The organism is Marinobacterium halophilum, from assembly GCF_003014615.1.
Lineage (GTDB): Bacteria > Pseudomonadota > Gammaproteobacteria > Pseudomonadales > Balneatricaceae > Marinobacterium > Marinobacterium halophilum.
Genome location: NZ_PYGI01000002.1, coordinates 167,443 through 189,352 on the forward strand (window position 1 = coordinate 167,443; position 21,910 = coordinate 189,352).

Annotated in this window: 19 protein-coding genes, 1 tRNA gene and 1 pseudogene; 19 read left to right on the forward strand and 2 right to left on the reverse strand. The window is 59.3% G+C overall.

The window, feature by feature from the left end; genetic code table 11:
* The first annotated feature begins 25 nt into the window (after positions 1-25).
* The 13 genes and pseudogenes from CLV44_RS02140 (at position 26) to CLV44_RS02200 (ending at position 15,422) form a co-directional block, all read left to right on the forward strand.
* Positions 26-307: a F0F1 ATP synthase subunit C gene (locus CLV44_RS02140; RefSeq protein ID WP_106590459.1), complete on the forward strand. Its 282-nt coding sequence runs from the start codon at positions 26-28 to the stop codon at positions 305-307.
* Between the two features lie 3 nt (positions 308-310).
* Complete coding sequence (locus CLV44_RS02145) at positions 311-1,090, forward strand: F0F1 ATP synthase subunit B family protein (RefSeq protein WP_106590460.1); 780 nt, start codon at positions 311-313, stop codon at positions 1,088-1,090.
* Positions 1,087-2,625 carry an alternate F1F0 ATPase, F1 subunit alpha gene (locus CLV44_RS02150; RefSeq protein ID WP_106590461.1) on the forward strand — a complete coding sequence of 513 codons (1,539 nt, stop codon included), beginning with the start codon at positions 1,087-1,089 and terminating at the stop codon, positions 2,623-2,625. The genes CLV44_RS02145 and CLV44_RS02150 overlap by 4 nt, the downstream gene beginning before the upstream one ends.
* Entirely contained in the window at positions 2,622-3,509 is an 888-nt protein-coding gene (locus CLV44_RS02155) for a F0F1 ATP synthase subunit gamma (RefSeq protein WP_106590462.1), read from the forward strand. The genes CLV44_RS02150 and CLV44_RS02155 overlap by 4 nt, the downstream gene beginning before the upstream one ends.
* 93 nt (positions 3,510-3,602) lie before the next feature.
* Positions 3,603-5,429 (forward strand): SLC13 family permease, encoded by a 1,827-nt coding sequence (locus tag CLV44_RS02160; protein ID WP_245912567.1) that lies wholly within the window; start codon positions 3,603-3,605, stop codon positions 5,427-5,429.
* A 78-nt stretch (positions 5,430-5,507) separates the two neighbouring features.
* Complete coding sequence (gene moaA / locus CLV44_RS02165) at positions 5,508-6,494, forward strand: GTP 3',8-cyclase MoaA (protein WP_106590463.1); 987 nt, start codon at positions 5,508-5,510, stop codon at positions 6,492-6,494.
* A gap of 26 nt (positions 6,495-6,520) precedes the next feature.
* Positions 6,521-6,775, forward strand: a pseudogene (locus tag CLV44_RS02170) (MogA/MoaB family molybdenum cofactor biosynthesis protein); the annotation flags it as partial.
* 285 nt (positions 6,776-7,060) lie between these two features.
* Positions 7,061-9,832 carry a chlorate reductase subunit alpha gene (gene clrA / locus CLV44_RS02175; RefSeq protein WP_245912568.1) on the forward strand — a complete coding sequence of 924 codons (2,772 nt, stop codon included), beginning with the start codon at positions 7,061-7,063 and terminating at the stop codon, positions 9,830-9,832.
* 12 nt (positions 9,833-9,844) lie between these two features.
* Positions 9,845-10,825: a chlorate reductase subunit beta gene (gene clrB / locus CLV44_RS02180; protein ID WP_106590465.1), complete on the forward strand. Its 981-nt coding sequence runs from the start codon at positions 9,845-9,847 to the stop codon at positions 10,823-10,825.
* A gap of 15 nt (positions 10,826-10,840) precedes the next feature.
* On the forward strand, positions 10,841-11,575 hold the full coding sequence (locus CLV44_RS02185) for a molecular chaperone TorD family protein (protein ID WP_106590466.1): 735 nt from the start codon (positions 10,841-10,843) through the stop codon (positions 11,573-11,575).
* Between the two features lie 25 nt (positions 11,576-11,600).
* The gene (locus CLV44_RS02190) at positions 11,601-12,386 is read left to right on the forward strand and encodes an ethylbenzene dehydrogenase-related protein (protein ID WP_106590467.1); all 786 of its coding nucleotides are present in this window, start codon (positions 11,601-11,603) and stop codon (positions 12,384-12,386) included.
* 23 nt (positions 12,387-12,409) lie between these two features.
* Positions 12,410-13,510: an Mrp/NBP35 family ATP-binding protein gene (locus CLV44_RS02195; RefSeq protein WP_170069238.1), complete on the forward strand. Its 1,101-nt coding sequence runs from the start codon at positions 12,410-12,412 to the stop codon at positions 13,508-13,510.
* A 49-nt stretch (positions 13,511-13,559) separates the two neighbouring features.
* Positions 13,560-15,422: a WD40/YVTN/BNR-like repeat-containing protein gene (locus CLV44_RS02200; RefSeq protein WP_106590469.1), complete on the forward strand. Its 1,863-nt coding sequence runs from the start codon at positions 13,560-13,562 to the stop codon at positions 15,420-15,422.
* Between the two features lie 59 nt (positions 15,423-15,481).
* Here CLV44_RS02200 and panP read toward each other — a convergent pair whose 3' ends face one another.
* On the reverse strand, positions 15,482-17,134 hold the full coding sequence (gene panP / locus CLV44_RS02205; protein WP_106590470.1) for a pyridoxal-dependent aspartate 1-decarboxylase PanP: 1,653 nt from the start codon (positions 17,132-17,134) through the stop codon (positions 15,482-15,484).
* Positions 17,135-17,411: 277 nt separating this feature from the next.
* Here panP and CLV44_RS02210 point away from each other — a divergent pair, with 277 nt between their 5' ends.
* The 6 genes from CLV44_RS02210 (at position 17,412) to CLV44_RS02235 (ending at position 21,582) form a co-directional block, all read left to right on the forward strand.
* The gene (locus tag CLV44_RS02210; RefSeq protein ID WP_170069239.1) at positions 17,412-19,235 is read left to right on the forward strand and encodes a VRR-NUC domain-containing protein; all 1,824 of its coding nucleotides are present in this window, start codon (positions 17,412-17,414) and stop codon (positions 19,233-19,235) included.
* A 23-nt stretch (positions 19,236-19,258) separates the two neighbouring features.
* Positions 19,259-19,771 carry a hypothetical protein gene (locus CLV44_RS02215; protein WP_146139973.1) on the forward strand — a complete coding sequence of 171 codons (513 nt, stop codon included), beginning with the start codon at positions 19,259-19,261 and terminating at the stop codon, positions 19,769-19,771.
* Positions 19,755-20,096: a helicase C-terminal domain-containing protein gene (locus tag CLV44_RS02220; RefSeq protein ID WP_245912579.1), complete on the forward strand. Its 342-nt coding sequence runs from the start codon at positions 19,755-19,757 to the stop codon at positions 20,094-20,096. Before CLV44_RS02215 ends, CLV44_RS02220 begins: the two co-directional genes overlap by 17 nt.
* A 176-nt stretch (positions 20,097-20,272) precedes the next feature.
* A complete protein-coding gene (locus CLV44_RS02225) occupies positions 20,273-20,770 on the forward strand; it encodes an FKBP-type peptidyl-prolyl cis-trans isomerase (protein WP_245912570.1) in 498 nt (165 codons plus the stop codon).
* Between the two features lie 39 nt (positions 20,771-20,809).
* A complete protein-coding gene (locus CLV44_RS02230) occupies positions 20,810-21,130 on the forward strand; it encodes a peptidylprolyl isomerase (protein WP_483869513.1) in 321 nt (106 codons plus the stop codon).
* A 104-nt stretch (positions 21,131-21,234) separates the two neighbouring features.
* Complete coding sequence (locus CLV44_RS02235) at positions 21,235-21,582, forward strand: FKBP-type peptidyl-prolyl cis-trans isomerase (protein ID WP_106590474.1); 348 nt, start codon at positions 21,235-21,237, stop codon at positions 21,580-21,582.
* A 192-nt stretch (positions 21,583-21,774) separates the two neighbouring features.
* Here CLV44_RS02235 and CLV44_RS02240 read toward each other — a convergent pair.
* A tRNA-Pro gene (locus CLV44_RS02240) sits at positions 21,775-21,851 on the reverse strand.
* Positions 21,852-21,910 lie beyond the last annotated feature (59 nt).

A 21,910-nucleotide genomic window follows, 5' to 3' on the forward strand; every position in this document is an offset into this window, starting at 1 on the left:
CGACTGATCAACGCAAGGAAGTCCCATGGATAGCATGACACTTATCGCCCTGATTTCGATTACCATCGCCGGTCTGACCACCGGTTTCGGCACCATGGCACCGGCCTTGGCCGAAGGGCGAGCCGTCGCCACTGCATTGAGTGCATTGGCACAGCAGCCCGACGCCTCAGCCACCATTACTCGAACCCTGTTTGTGGGGCTGGCGATGATCGAATCCACAGCCATTTACTGCTTTGTGGTATCGATGATCCTTCTGTTCGCCAATCCGTTCTGGAACTACGCGCTCGCGCTTGCTGCAGGACGCTGAACCATGCTGATCGACTGGTTCACCGTCGTCGCCCAGCTGATCAACTTCCTCATTCTGGTGGGGTTGATGAAGCGTTTTCTGTATCAGCCGATTCTCGATGCCATTGATGCACGGGAACGGCGGATCGCCACCGAGCTGGCCGATGCGGCGGCGAAATGCGCCGAGGCGGAACGGGCACGCGACGACTTCAGGCACAGGAGTAGCGCTCTGGATCAGCAACGCGACACGCTGCTGAAAGCGGCAGAGGCAGAGGCAGAGATGCGGCGCACCCAGCTGTTGACCGACGCACAACAGGCAGCCGACATGCTGAGCCAGCAGCACCGGGATGCGCTGGCACAGGAGTATCTACAGTTCAAAACCGAGCTGTCCAGACTCACTCGGGATGAGGTGTTCGCCATCAGCCGCAAAGTGCTGGGCGACCTGTCCGATACCACGCTGGAAGCGCGCATGTGCGAGGTCTTCGTGCAACGCCTGCAACATCTGGACACCGCCACCCGTGACCAACTGATCAGTGCTTTTTATGCCAGCCCCGGTCCGGTATGGGTGCGCAGCACCTTCGAGCTGCCGCCGCCACAACGCCAGTCGATACAGGCGGCCGTTGACGTGCTGTTTGCTACTGCGGTATCCGTGCAGTTTGCCACCACTCCCACGCTGATCAACGGCCTCGAACTCAGTATCAACGGCCGCAAACTGGGGTGGAACATCGCCGATTATCTGGCCGCAATGGACACCCGCGTCAGCACCCTGCTGGCACGTCACTCAGTACCGGAACCACGGCCATGAATGCTTCAGCCGAGGATCTGCGGAGCACGTTTATACGTGCCTTTGCCGACTTGAAACAGGGACGTGAAACCTTCGTGCCGCAGCTTGGCACCCAGGAAATGGGCCGGATCACCCGCCTGTCCACCGGCATTGCGCAGGTCAGCGGCCTGCCCGGCGTCGGTGCCGATGAGCTGGTCAGCTTTGGTGACGGCGTGTTCGGCATCGCCTTCAACGTGGACGAAGACGAGATCGGCGTAGTGCTGCTGGGCGAATACCGGCATCTGCAGGCCGGCAACGCTGTCGAGCGCACCGGGCGGGTGATGGATGTCTGCGTCGGTACGGGGCTGCCAGGACGTGTGATCGACCCGCTCGGTCGGCCGCTCGATGGCCTCGGAGCCATTGCCACCGAGGCACGCCTGCCCATAGAACGTCCGGCACCGCCGATCATGGACCGTGCGCCGGTCACAGTCCCGCTGCAGACCGGCCTGAAGGTAATTGATGCGCTGATTCCGGTCGGCCGTGGACAGCGTGAGTTGATCCTGGGTGATCGCCAGACCGGTAAAACCGCCATCGCCATCGACACCATCCTCAACCAGCGCGGCAAGGATGTACTCTGTATCTATTGCGCCATCGGCCAACGTGCCTCGGCGGTAGCCAAGGTCGTGGCCACGCTGCAGGCGCACGATGCAATGGACTACTGCGTGGTGGTGCTGACCGAAGGCAACGACCCGCCGGGGCTGACCTACATCGCGCCCTATGCCGCCACCAGCATCGCCGAGTATTTTATGGCGCAGGGGCGTGACCTGCTGATCGTTTACGATGACCTGACCCACCACGCCCGCGCCTACCGCGAGCTGTCACTGCTGCTGCGGCGTCCTCCCGGTCGGGAGGCGTTCCCCGGCGACATTTTTTACATCCATTCGCGGCTACTTGAACGTGCCACCCGCCTGCGACCGGAGTGCGGCGGCGGCTCATTGACCGCGTTTCCGATCATTGAAACCGAAGCCCAAAACCTGTCAGCCTACATTCCGACCAATCTGATCTCGATCACCGATGGCCAGATCTATCTGTCACCCTCTTTGTTTGAACTGGGGGTGTTACCGGCCATCGATGTTGGCCAATCGGTCTCGCGGGTGGGCGGCAAAGCGCAACAACCGGCCTACCGCGCGGTAGCGGGTGATCTGAAGCTGGCCTATGCCCAGTTCGAGGAGTTGGAAACCTTCGCCCGCTTCGGTGCCCGTCTGGATGAACACAGCCGCGCGGTGATCGAGCATGGACAGCGTATTCGCGCCTGCCTCAAACAGGCTGAAGGCGCACCGGTTTCGATGCCCGCTCAGATCACTGTACTGCTGGCCCTGATCGAGGGCTTGTTCGACCCCATCCCGATGGAGCGAATGGCCGATGCAGAGCAGGCGGTGCGCGAGGCCGGTACCGCGCTGCCCGATGCCCTGCAGCAACGGTTAGACGGTGCCGAGCGCCTTCGTGATCAGGATCGCACGGCGATCATCGCCCTCGCCCAAGCCGCATTGGACAACCTGCCCGGAGCGCCCTCATGAGTCATTCCTCTGCCGACCTGCGCCGTCAGATCAACAGCGCCACCGACCTTCAGGCCGTGGTCCGCACCATGAAAGCTCTGGCTGCTTCGAGTATCAACCAATACGAACAGGCCGTGCAGGCGCTGGCAGATTATGCCCATAGTGTGGAACTGGGGTTGAGCGTCTGCTTGCGTAACGTCGCCAGCGAGCATCCCCTCGGCCTTGAAACCCTATCCGGCACGACAACGCCCGCTGGGGTTGTCGTGTTCGGCTCGGATCAGGGGCTGGTGGGGCAATTCAATGATGTGGTGGCCAACCATGCTCTGCAAGCATTGGCGGATCAGTCACCCCGCCCGCTCGTATGGGCCGTGGGCGAACGCGTACATGCAAACTTGGCCGATGCAGGTTTGCCACCGGCGGGGGACTTCGGCGTCCCCGGTTCCGTGCAGGCGATTACCCTGCTGGTCGGACAGATTCTGGCGGAAAGTGAAGCACGCATCAGCCGAGGCGAAATCAGCGGGCTCCGTCTGTTTTACAACCAGCCCACGCCTGCGACAACCTATTCACCCACGAGTCAGCACCTGTTGCCACTGGATGCACACTGGTATCAGCAACTGACCCAGCGGCACTGGCCGAGCGACAATCTGCCCGAAGTACTAGGGGCCGACACCTCAACCTTGCAGGCGCTGATCCGCGAATATCTGTTCGTCTCCCTGTTTCGCGCCTGTGCCGAATCGCTGGCCAGCGAGAATGCGAGCCGCCTGAGCGCGATGCAGCGCGCCGACACCAACATCGGCGAACGTCTGGAAATACTCAGCATGAGCTTTCATCGTGAACGTCAGGACGGCATCGACGAGGAGCTGTTCGATGTCATCGCCGGTTTTGAAGCCCTGCCAAAACGTTGATGCGCTGGTACCGGTTTCACTCAAAACACTGGCCGACCGCGCTGTGCTGGTTCAGGCTGATAGGGACATGACTTAACAACGACAAGAGCCTACATGATGACCCAGGACCAACTGCTGATCCTCTTCATTCTTCTGGCCACCATGGTGATGTTCATCCTGGGCCGCTGGCGGCACGATATGGTCGCGGGCGCTGCCCTGCTGGGCTGCGTGTTGACGGGCCTGATTGATGCTCAGAACGCCTTTCTTGGCTTTGCCCACCCGGCAGTGGTCACCGTTGCCTGTGTACTGGTACTGAGCCGAGGTCTGCAGCTATCCGGTGCGGTGGATATCCTCGCCCGCCATGCATTGCCGAAAAAGGCCGGCACGCTGCTCAGCCTTGCTGCGCTGACCGCACTCGGTGCCTTCCTGTCCGGTTTCATGAATAACGTCGGTGCCATGGCACTGCTGATGCCGGTGGCCGTACAGCTGTCGGGACGCCTGAACCTGACCCCGGGGCAGGTACTGATGCCATTGGCCTTCGGTACCATTCTGGGAGGCATGACGACACTCATCGGCACCCCACCCAACCTGATCGTGTCCGGCTTTCGCAAGGAAAGTATTGGCAGTGGCTTCGAGATGTTCGATTTTACGGCGGTCGGTCTGCCGCTTGCCCTGCTTTGTGTGTTGTTCATCGCATTGCTGGGCTGGCGGCTGGTACCCGCCCGCAAGAACCCGGGCACTGAGGGCTTCGAGACCGGTGCCTATATCACCGAGACGCGCGTACTCGATAACAGCAAGATTGCCGGCATGTATTTGCGCGAAGTGGAAGCGGAGCTTGACGAAAGCGGTGCCCAGGTCATCCGCCTGATCCGTAATAATGTCAGCGTCAACGCACCCTCCCCCGGTCGCCGCATCAGGGCCGGGGATATTCTGGTCATTGAAGCCGACGTGGAGTCCATGGCCGGTGTGCTCAGTGCTCTGGGACTGGCATTGGAAGAGGCCGAGCCCCCCTCCGAGAATGAAAACACACGCAAAGCGGATGCTGATTCAAAGGATGAGGAGCGCGAAGCGGACAGCAACGGCGATGGCGTGATGCTGATGGAGCTGGTGGTACGTACGGAGTCGCCACTGCAGGGACGCTCAGCCCGTGACATTGGGCTGCGGACCCGCTACGGCCTCAATTTGTTGGCGGTATCACGCGAGGGCTCTCGCTCTCGGGCGCGTCTGCGCACACTGAAAATCAAAGCTGGCGACCTGCTGTTGATGCAGGGCTCAGAGGAAGCGCTGGCTGAATTCGTCGCGGATAATGGCTGTATTCCGCTGGCAGAACGGGAGCTGCGTATCCCCGACCGCAACCAGGCTCTGACCGCAACCCTGATCATGTTGGCGGCAGTCGCTACGGCAGCGTTCGCACTGTTGCCCACCGCCATCGCCTTTGCTGCCGGGGTGTTGGCCTCAATGGCGCTGCGCACGGTACCTTTGCGCTCAGTGTATGACGCCATCGACTGGCCGGTGATCATTCTGCTCGGCGCACTGATGCCCGTGGCCGCCGTCATGGAGAGTACCGGCACCGCAACCCTGATTGCTGAGTTCATGATGCAGCATGTGGCTCAAGGCAGTGGCCTGATCGCGATCGGTCTGATTCTGACGCTGACCATGCTGATTTCAAGCGTGGTCAACAATGCCGCGACCGCCGCCGCCATGTGCCCGATCGCGCTGGGGACCGCCGCAGCGCTGGGCGCTCAGCCCGATGCCTTCCTGATGGCGGTTGCCATCGGCTCATCCTGCGCTTTCCTGACCCCGATCGGGCATCAGAACAATACGCTGATACTGGGGCCTGGCGGCTTCAACTTCGGCGATTACTGGCGTTTGGGATTGCCGATTTCGGTGCTCGTGGTCGTCATCAGCATTCCGCTGCTGCTGCTGGTATGGCCACTCTAAATTAACGATTTGCCGTTTGCAGCCCTGACATTGAGCGTCTATGTTTCCATACATTGTAAATAAAATGGGGAGAGTGCCATGTCCTCCCAGCTTGTGGACCGATTCGGCCGTCATGTCAGTTATCTGCGCCTCTCTGTCACCGACCGGTGTGACTTCCGTTGCGTGTACTGCATGGCAGAAAAAATGCAGTTCCTCCCCCACGACCAAGTGCTTTCACTCGAAGAACTCTACGATGTTGCCCATGCCTTCAACCAACTGGGCGTCAACCGGATTCGTTTGACCGGCGGCGAACCACTGGTGCGCCGAGGGGTCATGAGCCTGATCGAGCGTCTGGGCCAGCTGCCGGTCGAGCTGGTGCTCACCACCAACGGTTCGCAACTGCACAAAATGGCCATGGATCTGGCCCGCTGCGGCGTCGAGCGTCTCAATATCAGTCTGGACTCGCTACAGCCGGAGCGCTTCAAAACCCTGACCCGCAACGGCCGTCTCGATCAGGTGCTCACCGGCATTGAAGCGGCCCGCTCGGCCGGATTCAAACGCATCAAGCTCAATACCGTCATGCTCAAGGGGCGCAATGATGACGAGGTGCTGGACCTGGTCGACTTTGCCCGCCGTGCGGGCCTCGATATCAGCTTTATCGAAGAGATGCCGTTGGGCCAGATCACCGAACATGAACGCGCAGAGTGTTTCTGCTCCAGTGATGAGCTGCGTGAGCGTATCAGCAGCCGCTATGCACTCACCCCATCCACCGAACGCACCGGTGGCCCGTCGCGTTATTTCCGCATGGCAGATAGCGATATCCGCGTCGGCTTCATCTCGCCACACAGTCACAACTTTTGCGGCGACTGTAACCGCGTCCGCGTCACTGTTGAAGGCCGTTTGCTGTTGTGCCTGGGCAATGAGCATTCCGTCGATCTGCGTGAGGTGCTGCGCAGCTATCCCGATGACGCAGAACGATTGCAACAAACGCTGATAAACGCCATGGCGATCAAGCCGGAGAAACATGAATTCAACCTGGAAGAACAGCCGCAGATTTTGCGTTTCATGAACATGACCGGCGGCTGATCCTGCCACTTGGTACCGGAGTCGATATGTCCAAAACCCCAGCTGCTCAGTTCGTTCCGCTCAGTATTGCGGTACTGACCGTTTCCGATACCCGCACCACGGCCAACGACACCTCCGGTGACCTGCTGGCCGATCGCCTGATCAGCGCAGGACATGCCTTGGCGGCTCGCGGTATCGTCCGCGATGATATCTACCAAATGCGTGCCCGTGTATCCGCATTGATCGCCGACACCGAGACTCAGGTGATCTTGATCACCGGCGGTACCGGCTTCTCGCACCGGCCCTGCAACTTTGTCGGCACGTTGCAACGCGCGCTGGACACCCGCCGGGCGGAATCGCACGATGAACCGGCCTGAACCGTTTTTGTCTTATCGCCCCCACCTGTAAAACGTCTTTAGACTGGCGAATTACGGGAAAATGATCTAGATCAATAGAACGATTGTTTGAATCTGAAGATCTGCTGAATTTCGGCCCCCTCGCAAACGGACTGCTACTGTTTGATTAAAAAGTGACCAACCGACCGACCCATTAAGGGGACAGGGCCGGTCGCCGAAGAGGGCACGAACATGCATATGTGGAAACTCAAGCGCCGTAACTTTCTCCAAGGGCTGAGCCTTACCACGGCCGGAGTGATGATCAGCGGCAAGGGCTGGGCGCTCAACCGCCTGGAACCGATCCAGAACACACTGGCCAGCGAATATCCTTACCGCGGCTGGGAAGATCTGTACCGCAACGAATGGGACTGGGATCATGTTGGTCACGCCGCCCACTGTATCAACTGTATGGGCAACTGCGCCTGGAACGTCTATGTCAAAGACGGCCTGGTGATCCGCGAAGAGCAGATTGCCAAATATCCCCAGGTCAATCCGAACGTTCCTGATGCCAACCCGCGTGGTTGCCAGAAAGGCGCCATCCATTCCACCGCCATGTACGAAGCCGACCGCCTGCGTTACCCGCTAAAGCGCGCCGGTGAGCGCGGCGAAGGCAAGTGGCAGCGCATCTCCTGGGATCAGGCCACCGAAGAGATCGCCGACAAGGTGATCGATATCTTCGTCAAATACGGCCCCGGCAAACTTAAAACTCACCAGGGCTCCGGCAACCAGACCATGGTGCGCCATTCCGGCCCCAGCCGTTTTGCCTCACTGGTGGGCGGCATCCAGCTGGATGGTTTTACCGTGGTCGGCGACCTCAATACCGGTGCCCATCTGGCCTACGGCAACCCGCTGGAGAGCTTTACCTCCGATGCCTGGTTCGATGCCGATTACATTATGCTCGGCATGATCAATCCCAATGCCACCCGTATCCCTGATGCGCACTACATCTGGGAAGCCAAGTACAACGGTGCCCGCATCACCAGCACCGCGCCGGACTACAACCCAAGCTCCATCCATACCGATCTGTGGATGCCGATTGAGCAGGGTTCGGACCCTTTCCTGGCGATGTCGTTCGTCAACGTCATCATCGAGGAAAAACTGTACCAGCCCGCGTTCATGAAGGAACAAACCGACCTGCCGATGCTGGTCCGCACCGACAACGGCAAGCTGCTGCGTGAGAGCGACCTGGTCGACGGCGGCTCCGATGAGGTGTTCTACCACTGGGACCTGAACACCAACCAGGCGGTCATGGCCAAGGGCTCCATGGGCAGTGACAACAAGGACTTGAAACTCGGCAACGTGGACCCGGCGCTGGAAGGCGAATTCGAGGTCAACGGTATCGATGTCACTACCGTGTTCGAGCAGGTGAAGAAAGAAGCCGCCAAATATCCGCCGGAAAAAACCCGCAAGCAGACCGGCCTGCATGCCGACGTGGTGCGCAATGAAGCCCGCCATCTGGCCAAAGCAAAAAAAGCGATCATCATGCTGGGCTATATCACTTCCAGCTACTCCAACTGCCTTTATATCGGCTGGGGTTATGCGCTGGCCCTGGCGCTGACCGGCCACGGCGGCCGTACCGGCGGTCTGGACACCTCCTGGGTGGTGTGGAATCACCCGAAATGGACCGAGCTGTCCACCTTCGACGGCAAGAAGTCGGCCCGCTACGAGCCCGGTGGGCTGGGCGAAGTACTGCGTGGCGACATGATGAGTGGCATCCGCCGCCACTTCGACAACAAGAAGCTCAAGGAGCGTGTCGGCTTTGACGTCGACGAGATGGAAGCGATGATGCAGGAGTCCATCGACAAGGGCTGGATGCCCTACTACGGCGAGATCAAGGGCATGATCTCCATTGCCGACAACACTTTCCGCCGTAACAAACTGGCAGAACATTACCGCGACGAGCATCTGCGCCAGGCCAGTGAACTGTACGTCAACGTCAACGTGCGCATGGACTCCACCGCCGAATGGGCCGACTACATATTGCCTGCGGCCAGCCACTACGAAGCCTGGGATCTGCGTACCCAGGGCTATCACCGTTTCTGTAATGTGTTCACCGAATCGGTGCCGCCGGTGGGCGAATCCAAGCCCGACTGGGACATCATGGCACTGCTCACCAAGAAGATTCAGGAACGTGCCATCGCGCGAGGTATCGGCCCGATTCCGGATGGCGAGGTCACCCGAGACCTGCACACCATCCATGACGACTACACCATGAACGGCAAGCTCAATACCGCATTGGATGCGACCCGTTACATTGTGGATAACTCACCGGAGTTCGGCGGCGTCACCCTGGAAGAAGCGGCGGAAAAAGGCTTTATCGTCATGAACGAGCATGCCGGCCTGAACCAGCCGTTACAGAAAGACCAGCCCTATAACCCGTTCACCGCCCAGACCGATGGTAAAAAGCCCTATGAAACCCTGACCGGACGCATCACCTTCTACTGCGACCACCCGCGTTTCGTACAGCTTAAATCCACCGTGCCCACGGCGCGTCTGTACGCCGGCCCGGAAGCCTCGAACTACCCGCTGCACTTCTACTCGCCGCACGCCCGCTGGGGCATTCACTCCAACTGGCGCAGCAACAAGTACCTGCTGCGACTGCAGCGCGGTGAGCCCAACATCTACATCAATCCCCAGCTGGCTGAACAACGCGGCATCAAGGATGGTGACCGGGTGAAACTGTTCAACAGCAACGGCGAGTTCTTCGCTCAGGCCAAGTTCTACCCCAGCATCCCGGTCAACTCGATCATGATGGAACACGGGTGGGAGCCACACCAGTACATCCACCGCAAGCCGATGAACAACTCCCATGTCACCCTGCTGCAGCCTCTGGAGCTGGTCGGTGGTTGGGGCCACCTCCAGTTCATCTATGCCAAATGGAACGCCAATCAGGTCATCCATGAAAGCAGCTACGACATCGCGCTGGCCACGGCGGATGAAATCAGCGACCCACGGGCCGTATAAGAGGAGACTGTCATGGCTGTCAAACGTCAACTGAGCATGGTCCTGGACCTGAACAAATGTATCGGCTGCCAGACCTGCACCGCGGCCTGCAAACTGATGTGGACCAACCGTAACGGCCGAGAGTTCATGTACTGGAACAACGTGGAAACCCAGCCTGGCAAGGGCTACCCGCGTGACTACCAGAACATGGGCGGCGGCTTCGATGAAAACGGCGGCTTGCGTCTGGGCCGCCAGCCTAGCCAGGAAGACTACGGTATTCCCTGGGAGTACAACTACGAAGAAGCGCTGATGACCGGTACCGACCCCTGGCTGAGGCCCAACGTCAAACCCACCTGGGGCGCGAACTGGGACGAGGATGAAGGGCTGGGCGAATACCCCAACAGCTACTACTTCTACCTGCCACGGCTGTGTAATCACTGCGCCAACCCCGCGTGCCTTGCGGCCTGTACCCGCAACGCCATTTACAAGCGTCAGGAAGACGGCATCGTACTGGTAGACCAGGAACGCTGCCGCGGCTACCGCTATTGCGTCAACGCCTGCCCGTACAAAAAGATCTACTTCAACGAACAGATCTCCAAGTCCGAGAAGTGCATCTTCTGTTACCCGCGTATCGAGAAAGGCCTGCCAACCGCCTGCGCCCAGCAGTGTGTCGGCCGTATCCGCTGGATCGGCTACCGCGATGACGAGGAAGGCCCCATTCACCTGCTGGTGGAAAAATACAAGGTGGCACTGCCACTGCACCCGGAATGGGGCACCCAGCCCAACGTCTTCTACGTGCCGCCGCTGTCACCGCCCAAGTATGGCCCTGATGGCCAGGCGCTGGATGAGTCGAGGATTCCGCTGGAGTACCTGGAAAGCCTGTTCGGTAATCGGGTCGGAGAGGTCATGGCCACCCTGCAAACCGAGCGTCAGGCCAAGGCCGAAGGGCGCGACAGCGAATTGATGGACACGCTGATCGGTTACAAGCATGCCGAAATGTTCAAACTCAGCTAAGCGGGAGACAAACGGATGAACGGACTGCCGAGCACGCCATACGGACCCGAATACGTCCACGCACGTGGCGTGGTGTTTCGCCTCGCGGCGGCACTGCTGGATTACCCGCTGGCGGAAACCCAGCAGGCGATTGAGGAAGGCCAGGCGGGACAGATTCTGGATACCGCAATGCAGCAGCTGGGGGCTGCGCCCTGGCCCCTGCTGCCCCCCAGCCGGGATCTGATTCAGCTTGAAGTCGGCTACATGGCCACCTTCGTGCATGGCCGCCGCGGCAAGCCTCGGGTGCCACTGGTCGCCAGTGCTTACGAGCGCCTGCTGGCCGGTGACACCCAGGGCAGCTTCCTGCTCAATGTGCAGGCGTTCTATACCCACTTCGGGCTCAAGGCCGCCACCGAAGACGAAGGCCATATCGACGAACCGGACCACTTGGTCGCCATGCTCGAATTTTGCGCCCTGCTCTGCCATCTGGAAGAACAGGCGCTGACCCAAAGGCGGGATGCCAGCCCCTACCAGCGTGCCCTGCGCGATTTCATGGCCCGCTACCTGATACCGCTGACGAACACGATCCGCAGTCGCTACGCCCATGAAAACGACTATGGTTTGGACCCCACACTGGCGCATCTGTTACAGGTACTGCCGGACTGGGCTGACAGCCAGCAAGCGGTACTGGAACACCAGGCCGGTCCTTACCCCGCGCCGGGCAGCCGTCGGATTCCCACGACATCGCTGCCTCAAGGGCTTTGGGACTAGGCACGACTCAAGCGAGGAACCTGTCATGATATTCAACGCCTCCTTTCACCACGCCGTCCTGCTGGGGCTGGCGATTGCCGTGAGCAACACGGCTCACGCGGACCATAGCGAACTCAACCCCAACGCCACCGACATCAAACCGGGGGATACGGTAAAGGTTTCGACCGTCCCCGGCACCATCTACCTGCGCACGCAGAATGATCCGGATGACCTGCTCTGGGACCGCCTGCCCCTGTACCGCATCGAATTGATGCCCGCACCGCCGGTACACACCTCGGTGATCCTGCGCATGGACCCGACTGCGACCACACCCAAGCATCTGTACTTTCAGGTCGCCCGCTCCGATGAACGCTTTTATATGCGCTTGCGCTGGAAAGATGCCACCGAAAACCGTGCCACTACCGTGGACCAGTTCCGTGATGGTGCCGCTGTGCAGTACGCCCTCAAGGGAGCCGAGACTTCGTTCATGATGGGCACCGGGCCGGATAACCCGGTCAATATCTGGTATTGGCGTGCGGACCGGGACGATGCGGAAAGCCTCGCTGCCGGTGGTTTCGGCAGTACCACCCACCTGCCCGAGCAGACCGTATCCGGGGCCAGTGCCTACATTCGCGAAGAGATCGCACAAGACAGCGAATGGCATGTCGTCATGTCCCGTCCACTTAAGGTCGAGGGCGAACATCAGGTTGATCTCAACCGTGCCGCCGTTCCCGTGATCTTTGCCCTGTGGCAGGGCGCGGATGAGCAGCGCGATGGCGACAAGCGGATCAGCCAAAACTGGATTATGCTGGATAACAGCAGCGGCCAATGAACCGGCCTCGGGAGGCGCAATCGATGTCAGTATCCCACTTTTCACCTGATCAGCAGGACCCACTTGCACTGCGACCGGAAGACTGTAACCGAGGACATGCCTGTCAGTTCTGTCCCCAGGAAGACAGCTGCCTGCTGGACAAATCACACCACGAAAAACGCCTGCTGGAGCAACGGCTGGACGGGATTGGCCAGATCATTCTGGTGATGGCCAACAAGGGCGGCGTCGGCAAAAGTACCGTTACCGCCAACCTTGCGGCCGGACTGGCCCAACGCGGCTACCGCGTGGGCGTGGCCGATGCCGATATTCACGGCCCCAACCAGAGCCGCTTTTTCAACCTGGTGGGGCAACGCGTCCACCTGACACCGGCCGGACTGGGCACCCGAACCTGCGCCCACCCGGCATTGGCCCATCCGATCAGGGTCGGATCGCTTGCCTTCCTCATGGACCGTGACGACACCCCGATCGTCTGGCGTGATGCCTACAAGCACGATTTCATGCACCACCTGATCGGCAGTTTTGACTGGGGAGAGCTGGATGTTCTGCTGATCGACATGCCACCCGGTACCGGCAATGAACTGATCACCCTCGCTGACCTGCTGGAACATCAGGCGGTCGCGGCACTGATCGCCACGACGCCACAGGAGGTTGCACTGATGGACAGCCTCAAGGCGATCCGCTTCTGCCAGGAACGCGGACTGCCGCTGATCGGGGTGGTCGAAAACATGGCCGGCGTCACCTGTCCCAATTGTGGTGAAGAGTTCCACCTCTTCCCCCGCGCCCACCTGGCCGACGCGCTGGCCCAACTGGAGGTCAACTCCATCGCCCAGATCCCGCTGTCGCCACAACTGGCGCTCGCCTCGGATACTGGGCACCCGATGCTGCTGGAACACCCTGACAGCACTGAGGCCCGCGCCTTTGCACCCGCCATCGACGCCTGCATCCAGCATGCCCATGCTGCCAGCATGGAAGCCGCCGCACAGGCACTGGAAGGAGTGATGGATGCGGCCGGAGCCGAATTCATGGCCGCAATGGGCACCCTGCCCGACACCACCCGTGACGAGTTGACCGAACTGCTCGCCCGCGAACATGACCGTTTACACAAGACACCCGGACAACCCTGACCCGTGCGCACCCTCGCCACTGAATGCCATTGGACACAAGGAGCCGCCCATGAACGCCCCGACCAATCCCTCGCGCCGGAATTTTTTCCGTCAGATGGCCAGTCGTTTCGACCCCAATGCCCCTGCCGTTGCACCCTGGAGCCTTGTCCCCGAGGTTAATGCCGGTGACGGCGATGTGCTCTGGTCAGGGTGGACCGGCCAGGGCCAGGTATTTGTCGTCGGCGATGAAGGCCGAGTACTGCATTTCGACAGCCACCCGGAGACACAGCGCCTCGGCTGGCAGCTGATGGATGTCCCCATTCGCCAACCCCTGCACGGTATCTGGGGCCGGTCCCCCAACGACTTGCATGCAGTGGGCTGGATGGGCTGTATCCTTCACTTTGACGGTAAGCAGTGGCAATCGGTACAGGGCGGCGTGGTCGATAATGACCAGGGCCGCTTCACCGCCTGCACCGAGAATACACCGCTGTTTGCCATCGACGGCAATGCTGCCGGTGAAGCCTGGGCCGTAGGCGATAATGGTTGCGTATTGCACTTCGACGGCACGCACTGGCAACCGGAAACATCCGGTATCACCACCAACCTGCGCGCGGTTACCTGCACACCCGGCGGCCATGTCTACGCTGCGGGCAATGATGGCAGCGTCATTCGCCGCGATGAGCACGGCCAATGGCAGGTGCTCGACTGTCCACACAGCTCCGGCTTGCACGCATTGCTGGTATTGGGAGAAGACGAACTATTGCTGGCCGGAGGTCGCTATTTTGTCGACCAGGGCGGGTTTCGGGGCGAACTGCTGCGGTATGCCGACGGCTGCTTTACCCCGCTCACCTTCGACACGCCTCTACCTCGGCTCAGAGCCTTGAGGGCCTATAAAGACGGCGTGCTCATTGTGGGCGATCAGGGCCGCTTGTTTTACCTCAAGGACAACCAGCTGAAACAGCTTGAGTGCAATACGCACCACGACCTGATGGATATCATCCCCCTGGCCTCAGGCGAAGCGCTGGTTGTCGGCGATTTCGGGACGGTCATGACCGCTGCGCCCGAGTTTGTACACGCACTGGCTCCGGCCGCTACGGACGAGACTACCTCCCACTGGCAGATCATGCCCTCGGCCACCGAGCGCCAGCTGTGGGGCATTACCCAAACACACGACGGTACCTGTTATGCCTGCGGAGATGCCGGCACGGTCTTACGTCTGCACCATGACGTTTGGGAGCCGCTGCCCGCCCCCAGCGAACTGCCCGTGCACTGCCTGTGGAGCTGCCCCGGCAGCGGCCTGTTTGCGGCGGGTCAGGAAGGGCGGATCTTCCGCTTCGACGGCCAACATTGGCAGCTCCATTTCGACCTGCATCTGGATCTGACCATTCTCGCTCTGTGGGGTACAGCCCCCGATTCCATCTACGCGGTAGGGGATGAAGGCCTGATTCTGCATTTCGACGGCTTGCGCTGGCAGCGCATGCCCAGCGGCACCACCTCTGCCCTGTATAGCCTGTGGGGACTCGATGACGCCCATCTGCTGGCGGTAGGAGATTTCGGTCTCGTCATGCGCTACAACGGTGACAACTGGAAGGATTTCAATGCCGGAACCGAACAGTTCATCTACGGCATCTGGGGTGCGGCTCTGGACGACATCCATGCCGTGGGTCTCTCCGGCACCCTGACCCACTTCGATGGCCAACGCTGGCACGCCGTCCCGGCCCGAGTGCAGGATGACCTGCTCGCCATCTCCGGTTCAACATCTGGCGTATTTGCCGTTGGCACTCGCGGCTGTGCCCTGCATCTGGAGCACGGCAGCTGGCAACGGGAAACTACGCCCACCTCAGAAGGCCTGAGGGCGGTGTGTGCAACGGCTGAAGGAACGGTATATGCGGTGGGTGATCGTGGCGTGATCCTGCGACGCAGGGCACCATAATAAGGATGCAGGCCTCGGGGGCATGCTCAAGGGCGTACCCTGAGGCCTGCATGATAGCGTTACGCCTGCGCCAGCAGTGCTCTTAATGCCTGCATATCGGCGTTGTCGTACATTTCAGCCGCAAGCTCGCGCTGCTCCTCAATGACTTCACGCAGCACCTCATCCGTCGTCAACGGGTTGGCCAGTACCACCCGGAAGACCGTAATCGCCTGCTGGTCATAGCACTCCGGCGTCAGCCGAGTACGCGAGACAAAGGCCTTGCCACGTTCACGCTGCTCTTTCTGCAGGGTCTGAGTAATGCGGCTCAATACCTCATTGATCTGATGACGCAGTCCTGCATCGGCCTCACGCAGCCGTGCCTGCACCTCGGCGGGTACCCAGCGGTAGGTGAAGATATTGAGCTCCGGCTCAGACACCAGCTCAAAATCGTCCAGCGTGGCGATGCGGTCGGCAAAGCGCCGCGCCAGCTCGATGCCATTTTCGATCAACATGGCATAGCCACGACGGCTGATGATTTTCAGACCGGCATGTACCAACATTGCCATGCCGGGGCGCGAGCCTTCCAGCGTTGTGCTGCCAAGATCCTTGGAGCCCTGACGGATAATGTACTGGGCATGATGCTCGATACTTTCCAGCATCGACGGATCACGGAACAGCACCAACCCCACGCCCATGGGCACATACAACTGCTTGTGCGCGTCGATGGTGACCGAGTCGGCACGCTCGATCCCCTTCAGCAGCGGCCGATAGCGATTGGAAAACAGAGTTGGTCCGCCCCAGGCTGCATCCACATGAAAATGCAGGCCATGAGCTTCGGCAATGTCGGCCATTTTGTCCAACGGGTCGATATTGCCGGTTTCAGTGGTGCCCGCGATACCGACCAGTGCAAAGGGACGTATCCGCTGCTGCTTCAGCTCTTCGATTTTCCGTTCCAGCGCATCCAGACAAATACGGTTGCAGCTGTCCGTTTCAATAGCGATCAGGTTTTCACGCCCGATGCCCAGCACATCCGCCGACTTCGACAACGAGTAGTGGCCACGGTCCGATACCAGCACGGCCGCACCTTCACAGCCGTAATGACGCATGGCACCGAAGATGCCGCTGTGATTAATGCCGGGGAAGTCCCCATCCGGCCCAAACGCCCGGTTGCGCGCGGTCCATAGTGCGGTGATATTGGCAACGGTACCGCCGGAACAGAACGCGCCCAGGCGCTTGCGCCCATGGTGCAGCCAGGTGTCGTAAAACTCGGTGGATTCCCCGTAAGTCAGACGGTGCAGCATGCCCAGAACCTGACGTTCAAGCGGCGTAAACGCCTTCGACGTTTCGGTCTTCACCAGATTCTGATTCAAGGCGATCATGATTTTCGACAGCGGAATCATGAAATAGGGCAAGGCCGAAGTCATATGACCGACAAAGCTCGGCGACGAGGTATGCACCGATTGCGCCACCACCTTGTCGAGCAGGAACTCGGTATGCTCGGAGACAAAAACAGGGTCTTCAGGTACCCGGGTATCGTTGAAGTCCTGCTCAATCTTGACCAGATCCGCCTCTTCCGCAACGATATGCTCCTGCAGGAAACCGGCAAGGTTGGCTGATATATCAGTATCCAGGCGGTTCAGCGTAGAGCCGGGCGCTTCCGGAACGGTGAAAATCCTCAGTAGGTTTTCCATGCTGATTTCAGCCATGCTGTTTTTTTTATGCACTTCTACCATGAACCTGTAGTCAGTCTGGACAACCGCAAAGGCACTGTCGCCGCCTCGCCTCTGTCAGACTCAACATCCTCTCTCGTTACTTCACAAAGCGGCTGTCGATGTAAACAAAACCGCTGCCGAAGTCGGCACTTAGCCTGCCAACCTGATCATTCTACGTTAAGCCACCCAAGCCTCGCATCATGTATTAGTGCTTGATTTTTTGATCAGTGGTCGAGATGAGGGCCTGTTTGCCCCGCGAAAACATCTGACACATATAAAGTTGCCGTACAATTGCCCCATGAATATTACTGCCCTCGCCTCAGCCCCACTGGATGATCCACTGTATTACCTGCGTAATGCCCGGCAGGTGATTCAGCTCTGCCTGAGCCAATACGCCGACCTGCTGCTGTCTGAAGAGGCCGCTTTATTGGAGCAACTGCTGTCACTCGACGTTTCCGCACAGGCGCTGCTGCTGCGTATGGTCATGCGTAAGGGTACGCGGTTTCGCAGCGACAACGTGAGCTACAACGAAGTGCCGGATCAGGCCCATGCACTTCGGCAGTTGGTGGAGGCCCGGCTGGTGGATGACCAGCCTGAGGTCTCCATCGCCGCGCTCGGTGACCTGTGCCGCCGCGAGGAGTGCCGAGTACTGGCTCAACACCTGCTGCCCGAGGTGCATTTCACCGCGTCCGCACGCAAGTCGGACCTCGTTGCCCGCCTGACGGCAGATTTCCCCAGTGAGCAGACCCGGCCGGTTGATGACTGGTGGCCCGAAATACCCTTTCAGCTGATTGAGTTACGCTGCAACGCCCTTTTTGACCGCTTGCGGCTGATGTTCTTTGGCAACCTGTATCAGAATTGGTCCGAGTTTGTACTCACTGAATTGGGCCTGCAGCAGTTTGAACCTGTTCAGCTGACGGCAGAGTCGCGTCCATTTCAAAGCCGGGCGGAGGTAGACCTGTACCTACAGTTGCACCGGTTGCAGGAGCGGGTGGCCGCTGGCGAGTCGATAGAGTCCGTATGCGCGGAGTTGCCGTCACCGGTAGCCTGTGACTGGATCGATTATCGTCGCCAGAAGGTGCTGTTCCAGCTGGGGCGTGAAGCCGAGCGCCAGCAGCAAATTGAGCTGGCATTAGCCCTGTATCAACAGAGCCAACACCGTGAAGCCCAGTTACGATCCCTGCGGCTGCTGGAGAAACGCGAATCACCTGAGCAGGTATTCAACTGGGCCTATGCCGCTCATGCCCGTATTGTGCAACCCGAGACTCGGTTAGGACTTCGCCGGATACAGCAGCGCTGCGCCCGCAAGGCGGGCCTGGATTACGTCGCTCCCAAAAACAGGCCCGTGCCGGTTGAATCGACAGTTTTGCCCAAACCCGAACAGGGGCGTGTCGAACAAGCTGTAATCGAGTCGCTGTCGGACACAGACACGCAGTTGTTTCATGTCGAGAACCGACTCTTCACCGGTCTTTTTGCGCTGCTGTTTTGGCCGGCGTTATATGCACCGATACGCGGCGCATTCTTCAACCCTTTCCAGTCCGGGCCCGCCGATCTGTATCGGCCGGGTTTCAGTGATGCGCGCGCCGAGTGGCTGGACGAAGGCTTTGCTCAGCTCGCATCGGGAGCTTACCGCACGACCATTGTGCAGCGGCTGGCACAGAAACAGGGGATCAGTTGTTCACTGATCCATTGGCCAAGCCTGTCAGCACCGCTGGTCGAAGCCGCATTAGCACTGATCCCCGCCTCTCACCTGGAAGCGATATTCCGCCACCTCCTGCTGGACGTGCGCCACCATCGCCGGGGCCTGATGACCCTGGCCTTTCCCTTTGCAGATTTTCGTCAGCACCAGCGCTTGCTCAGTGAAACCGTCTATAAGGGTATCAGCACTGAGCATACGCTGTTGCTGGAAGCACCCACCGGGATCGGCAAGACACTCGGGGTCACCTACCCCGCCCTGATGGCCATGCCCCGACGCCAGCTGGACCGTCTGTTTGTATTGACCGCACGCACCACCGGGCGCCAACTGGTTCTGGATAGCTTGAGCATGCTCAGACCTGTTGCCGCAACCGATGCCTCCCTGCCGATCAGGGTGCTGGAGCTCACCGCACGCGATAAGGTCTGACCCGACAGAATGACTGGCGAGTGGTGCCCTTGATCGATGAAGCCCACAACCTGATCGATCGCGCCCGAGGCATGCACTCGGCTCAACTGAGTCAGGCACAGTTTCAACAGGTGGCCCGCAACGCACCTGAAACACTGACCAACACCTTTCGCACCGTGCAACGGGCCTGGCGTACACTGATCGCCAGCCACATCGAAACACACGCGCTACCGGATCAGCATGACGTTAACCAGCACCTGAGTGACGTCCCCACTGAATTGAACCATGCTCTGCAACGTCTGGTGGGTGATCTGACCGAATACATGACCGAGCACCCCGTCATACCGGAACTGCAATCCATCCTGTTCGACACGCTCAGCTTCATGAAACTGGCCGAGCGCTTTGGCGACCACTCCCTGTGTACCCTGACTATCAGCAGGGCCACCGGCAAGGCAAAACGGGCGCACTTCAAAGCCAAGCTGTCGTTCCGCCCCCGGCAACTATCTGGTCTACCTCAGCAGCTTCGCCTATCTCGCACAACTGCAACAGCGCTTTGAGCAACACTGCCCGGAGATACCCGTGATCGCTCAAACCGCAGGCATGACTGAACAGGCTCGGCATGAGTTTATTGAACAGTTCCGTAACCAGCGCGGTGTTATCGGTTTTGCCGTGCTCGGTGGCGTGTTTTCAGAACGGATCGACCTGCCCGGACAGGCGCTGGTCGGTGTCTTTATTGCCACCCCAGGGCTGCCCCCGTTTGACCAGTATCACGCGCAACTGGCTCAGCGGCTACAAGGCGTAGTGGAGCTGATTGATGATCGCTTTGCGCAACCCGCAATACAGCAGCTGTTGCCGCCGTGGTGGTTTAGGCCAGACGGGTAAAGGGTTCTGAACAAACCAGCGCCGAATGCTATGTTAAAAAAGAAGCCAGGCAAGACCGCTCAACTGCATCGTGGAGATCCAACATGAACCGATGATCCCGTTGGGGGTTTTCTTGCCAAGCCCCGTGCAGAACCGGATACTTCACGTTTTTGCAATTGGCGCACGAGGTGCTCGCGTTGACACAGATTACCGACAATACCGTGGTTCAGTTCTTCTACACGCTGACCGATACCGACGATACCCAGATCGAAACCAATCAGGGCACCGACCCTGTCGCTTATCTTCACGGCCATGGCGGTATGATTCCGGCCATAGCGGCAGCATTGGAAGGTAAAACCACCGGAGATACGCTGCACCTGACGTTGACGCCGGAACAGGCTTACGGTGAGCGTCAGGAAGGCCAGGAGCAGCGCGTGCCGATCAAACACCTGCAGGGTTTGCCTAAAGGCGTACGCAACTGGAAACCAGGCATGGTTGCAGTGGTCCAAACCGATCAGGGCATGCGTCAGGTGACCGTGATCAAACCGGGCCTGAAAATGGTGCTGGTCGATACCAACCATCCGCTGGCCGGTAAAACGCTGACCTACGATATTGAAGTAGCCGATGTTCGCGCCGCCACGGATGAAGAGATCGCCCACGGCCACGCCCATGGTGTTGGCGGTCATCACCACTGATGTGGCACTGATGCTAATCGCTTAATCAATAGTACGACTATGTTCAAATTGATATCCCAACTGTTACGGAGAAAACCTATGGCACGCGCAAGCGCACGTCACATCCTTGTCAGCACTGAAGCCGAATGTCAGGCCCTGAAAGATCAAATCGCAGGCGGTGCCGATTTCGCCGCACTGGCCAAAGAGCACTCCCAGTGCCCGTCAGGCCAGCAAGGCGGTGAACTGGGCAGCTTCGGCCCCGGCCAGATGGTTAAAGCGTTCGATACTGTCGTCTTCAGCGCACCGATCAAGGAAGTCCAGGGCCCGGTCAAAACCGACTTTGGTTTCCACCTACTGGAAGTCACCAGCCGCGAAGACTGATCTTTGCACACCGCGGCCCGGGTTTGGCTTGGCACCCTGCTGAGCCAGGGCCGTATTTGTATACAGCTGAAATACGACAACCGTTAAAACTCGCAGGAAACTCCATGGCTGATTTTGAACAACTGGTGATTGAAGACCTGGTCGAAGGCACCGGCACTGAGGTGAAAAAAGGCGGCGCGTTAGTCACCGCCCACTATCGCGGCTTTCTGGAAGATGGCACTGAATTTGATTCCTCCTACGACAAGGGCCAGCCGTTTCAGACCGTACTGAGCCGTAAAAAGATCATCGCCGCCTGGGTCGAAGGACTTAAAGGCATGAAGGTGGGTGGCACGCGCAAACTGCGAGTGCCTGCAGAGATGGGATACGGCGAACGCGGCTTTGGTGAAACGATTCCGCCCAACGCGAACCTGATTTTTGAAATTGAACTGCTGGAAGTACTGAATCGGGAGTAGTTTCCCGCTCATCCTGATTGAGCTCGGGTGCTCTGGTCGAGTTCATATCTAGAGGGTTCTTCACTCTGAACTGGGCATTAGTTTCCGAGCCTGAGTCGAAATTTGCCATCGGTGAATGAGCCCGGTTCGGGCCACAAATCCCAGAAACGAAAAAATCGCCAGAAGGCGATTAATGTAACTCTTTGAGTTAAATGGTCGGGACGGAGTGATTCGAACACTCGACCCCTTGCACCCCATGCAAGTGCGCTACCAGGCTGCGCTACGCCCCGACTAGGCGGGAACCAAAAGATCAGTTCCGAAGAGGCTGCGAATATTACCCTAAGGTTTT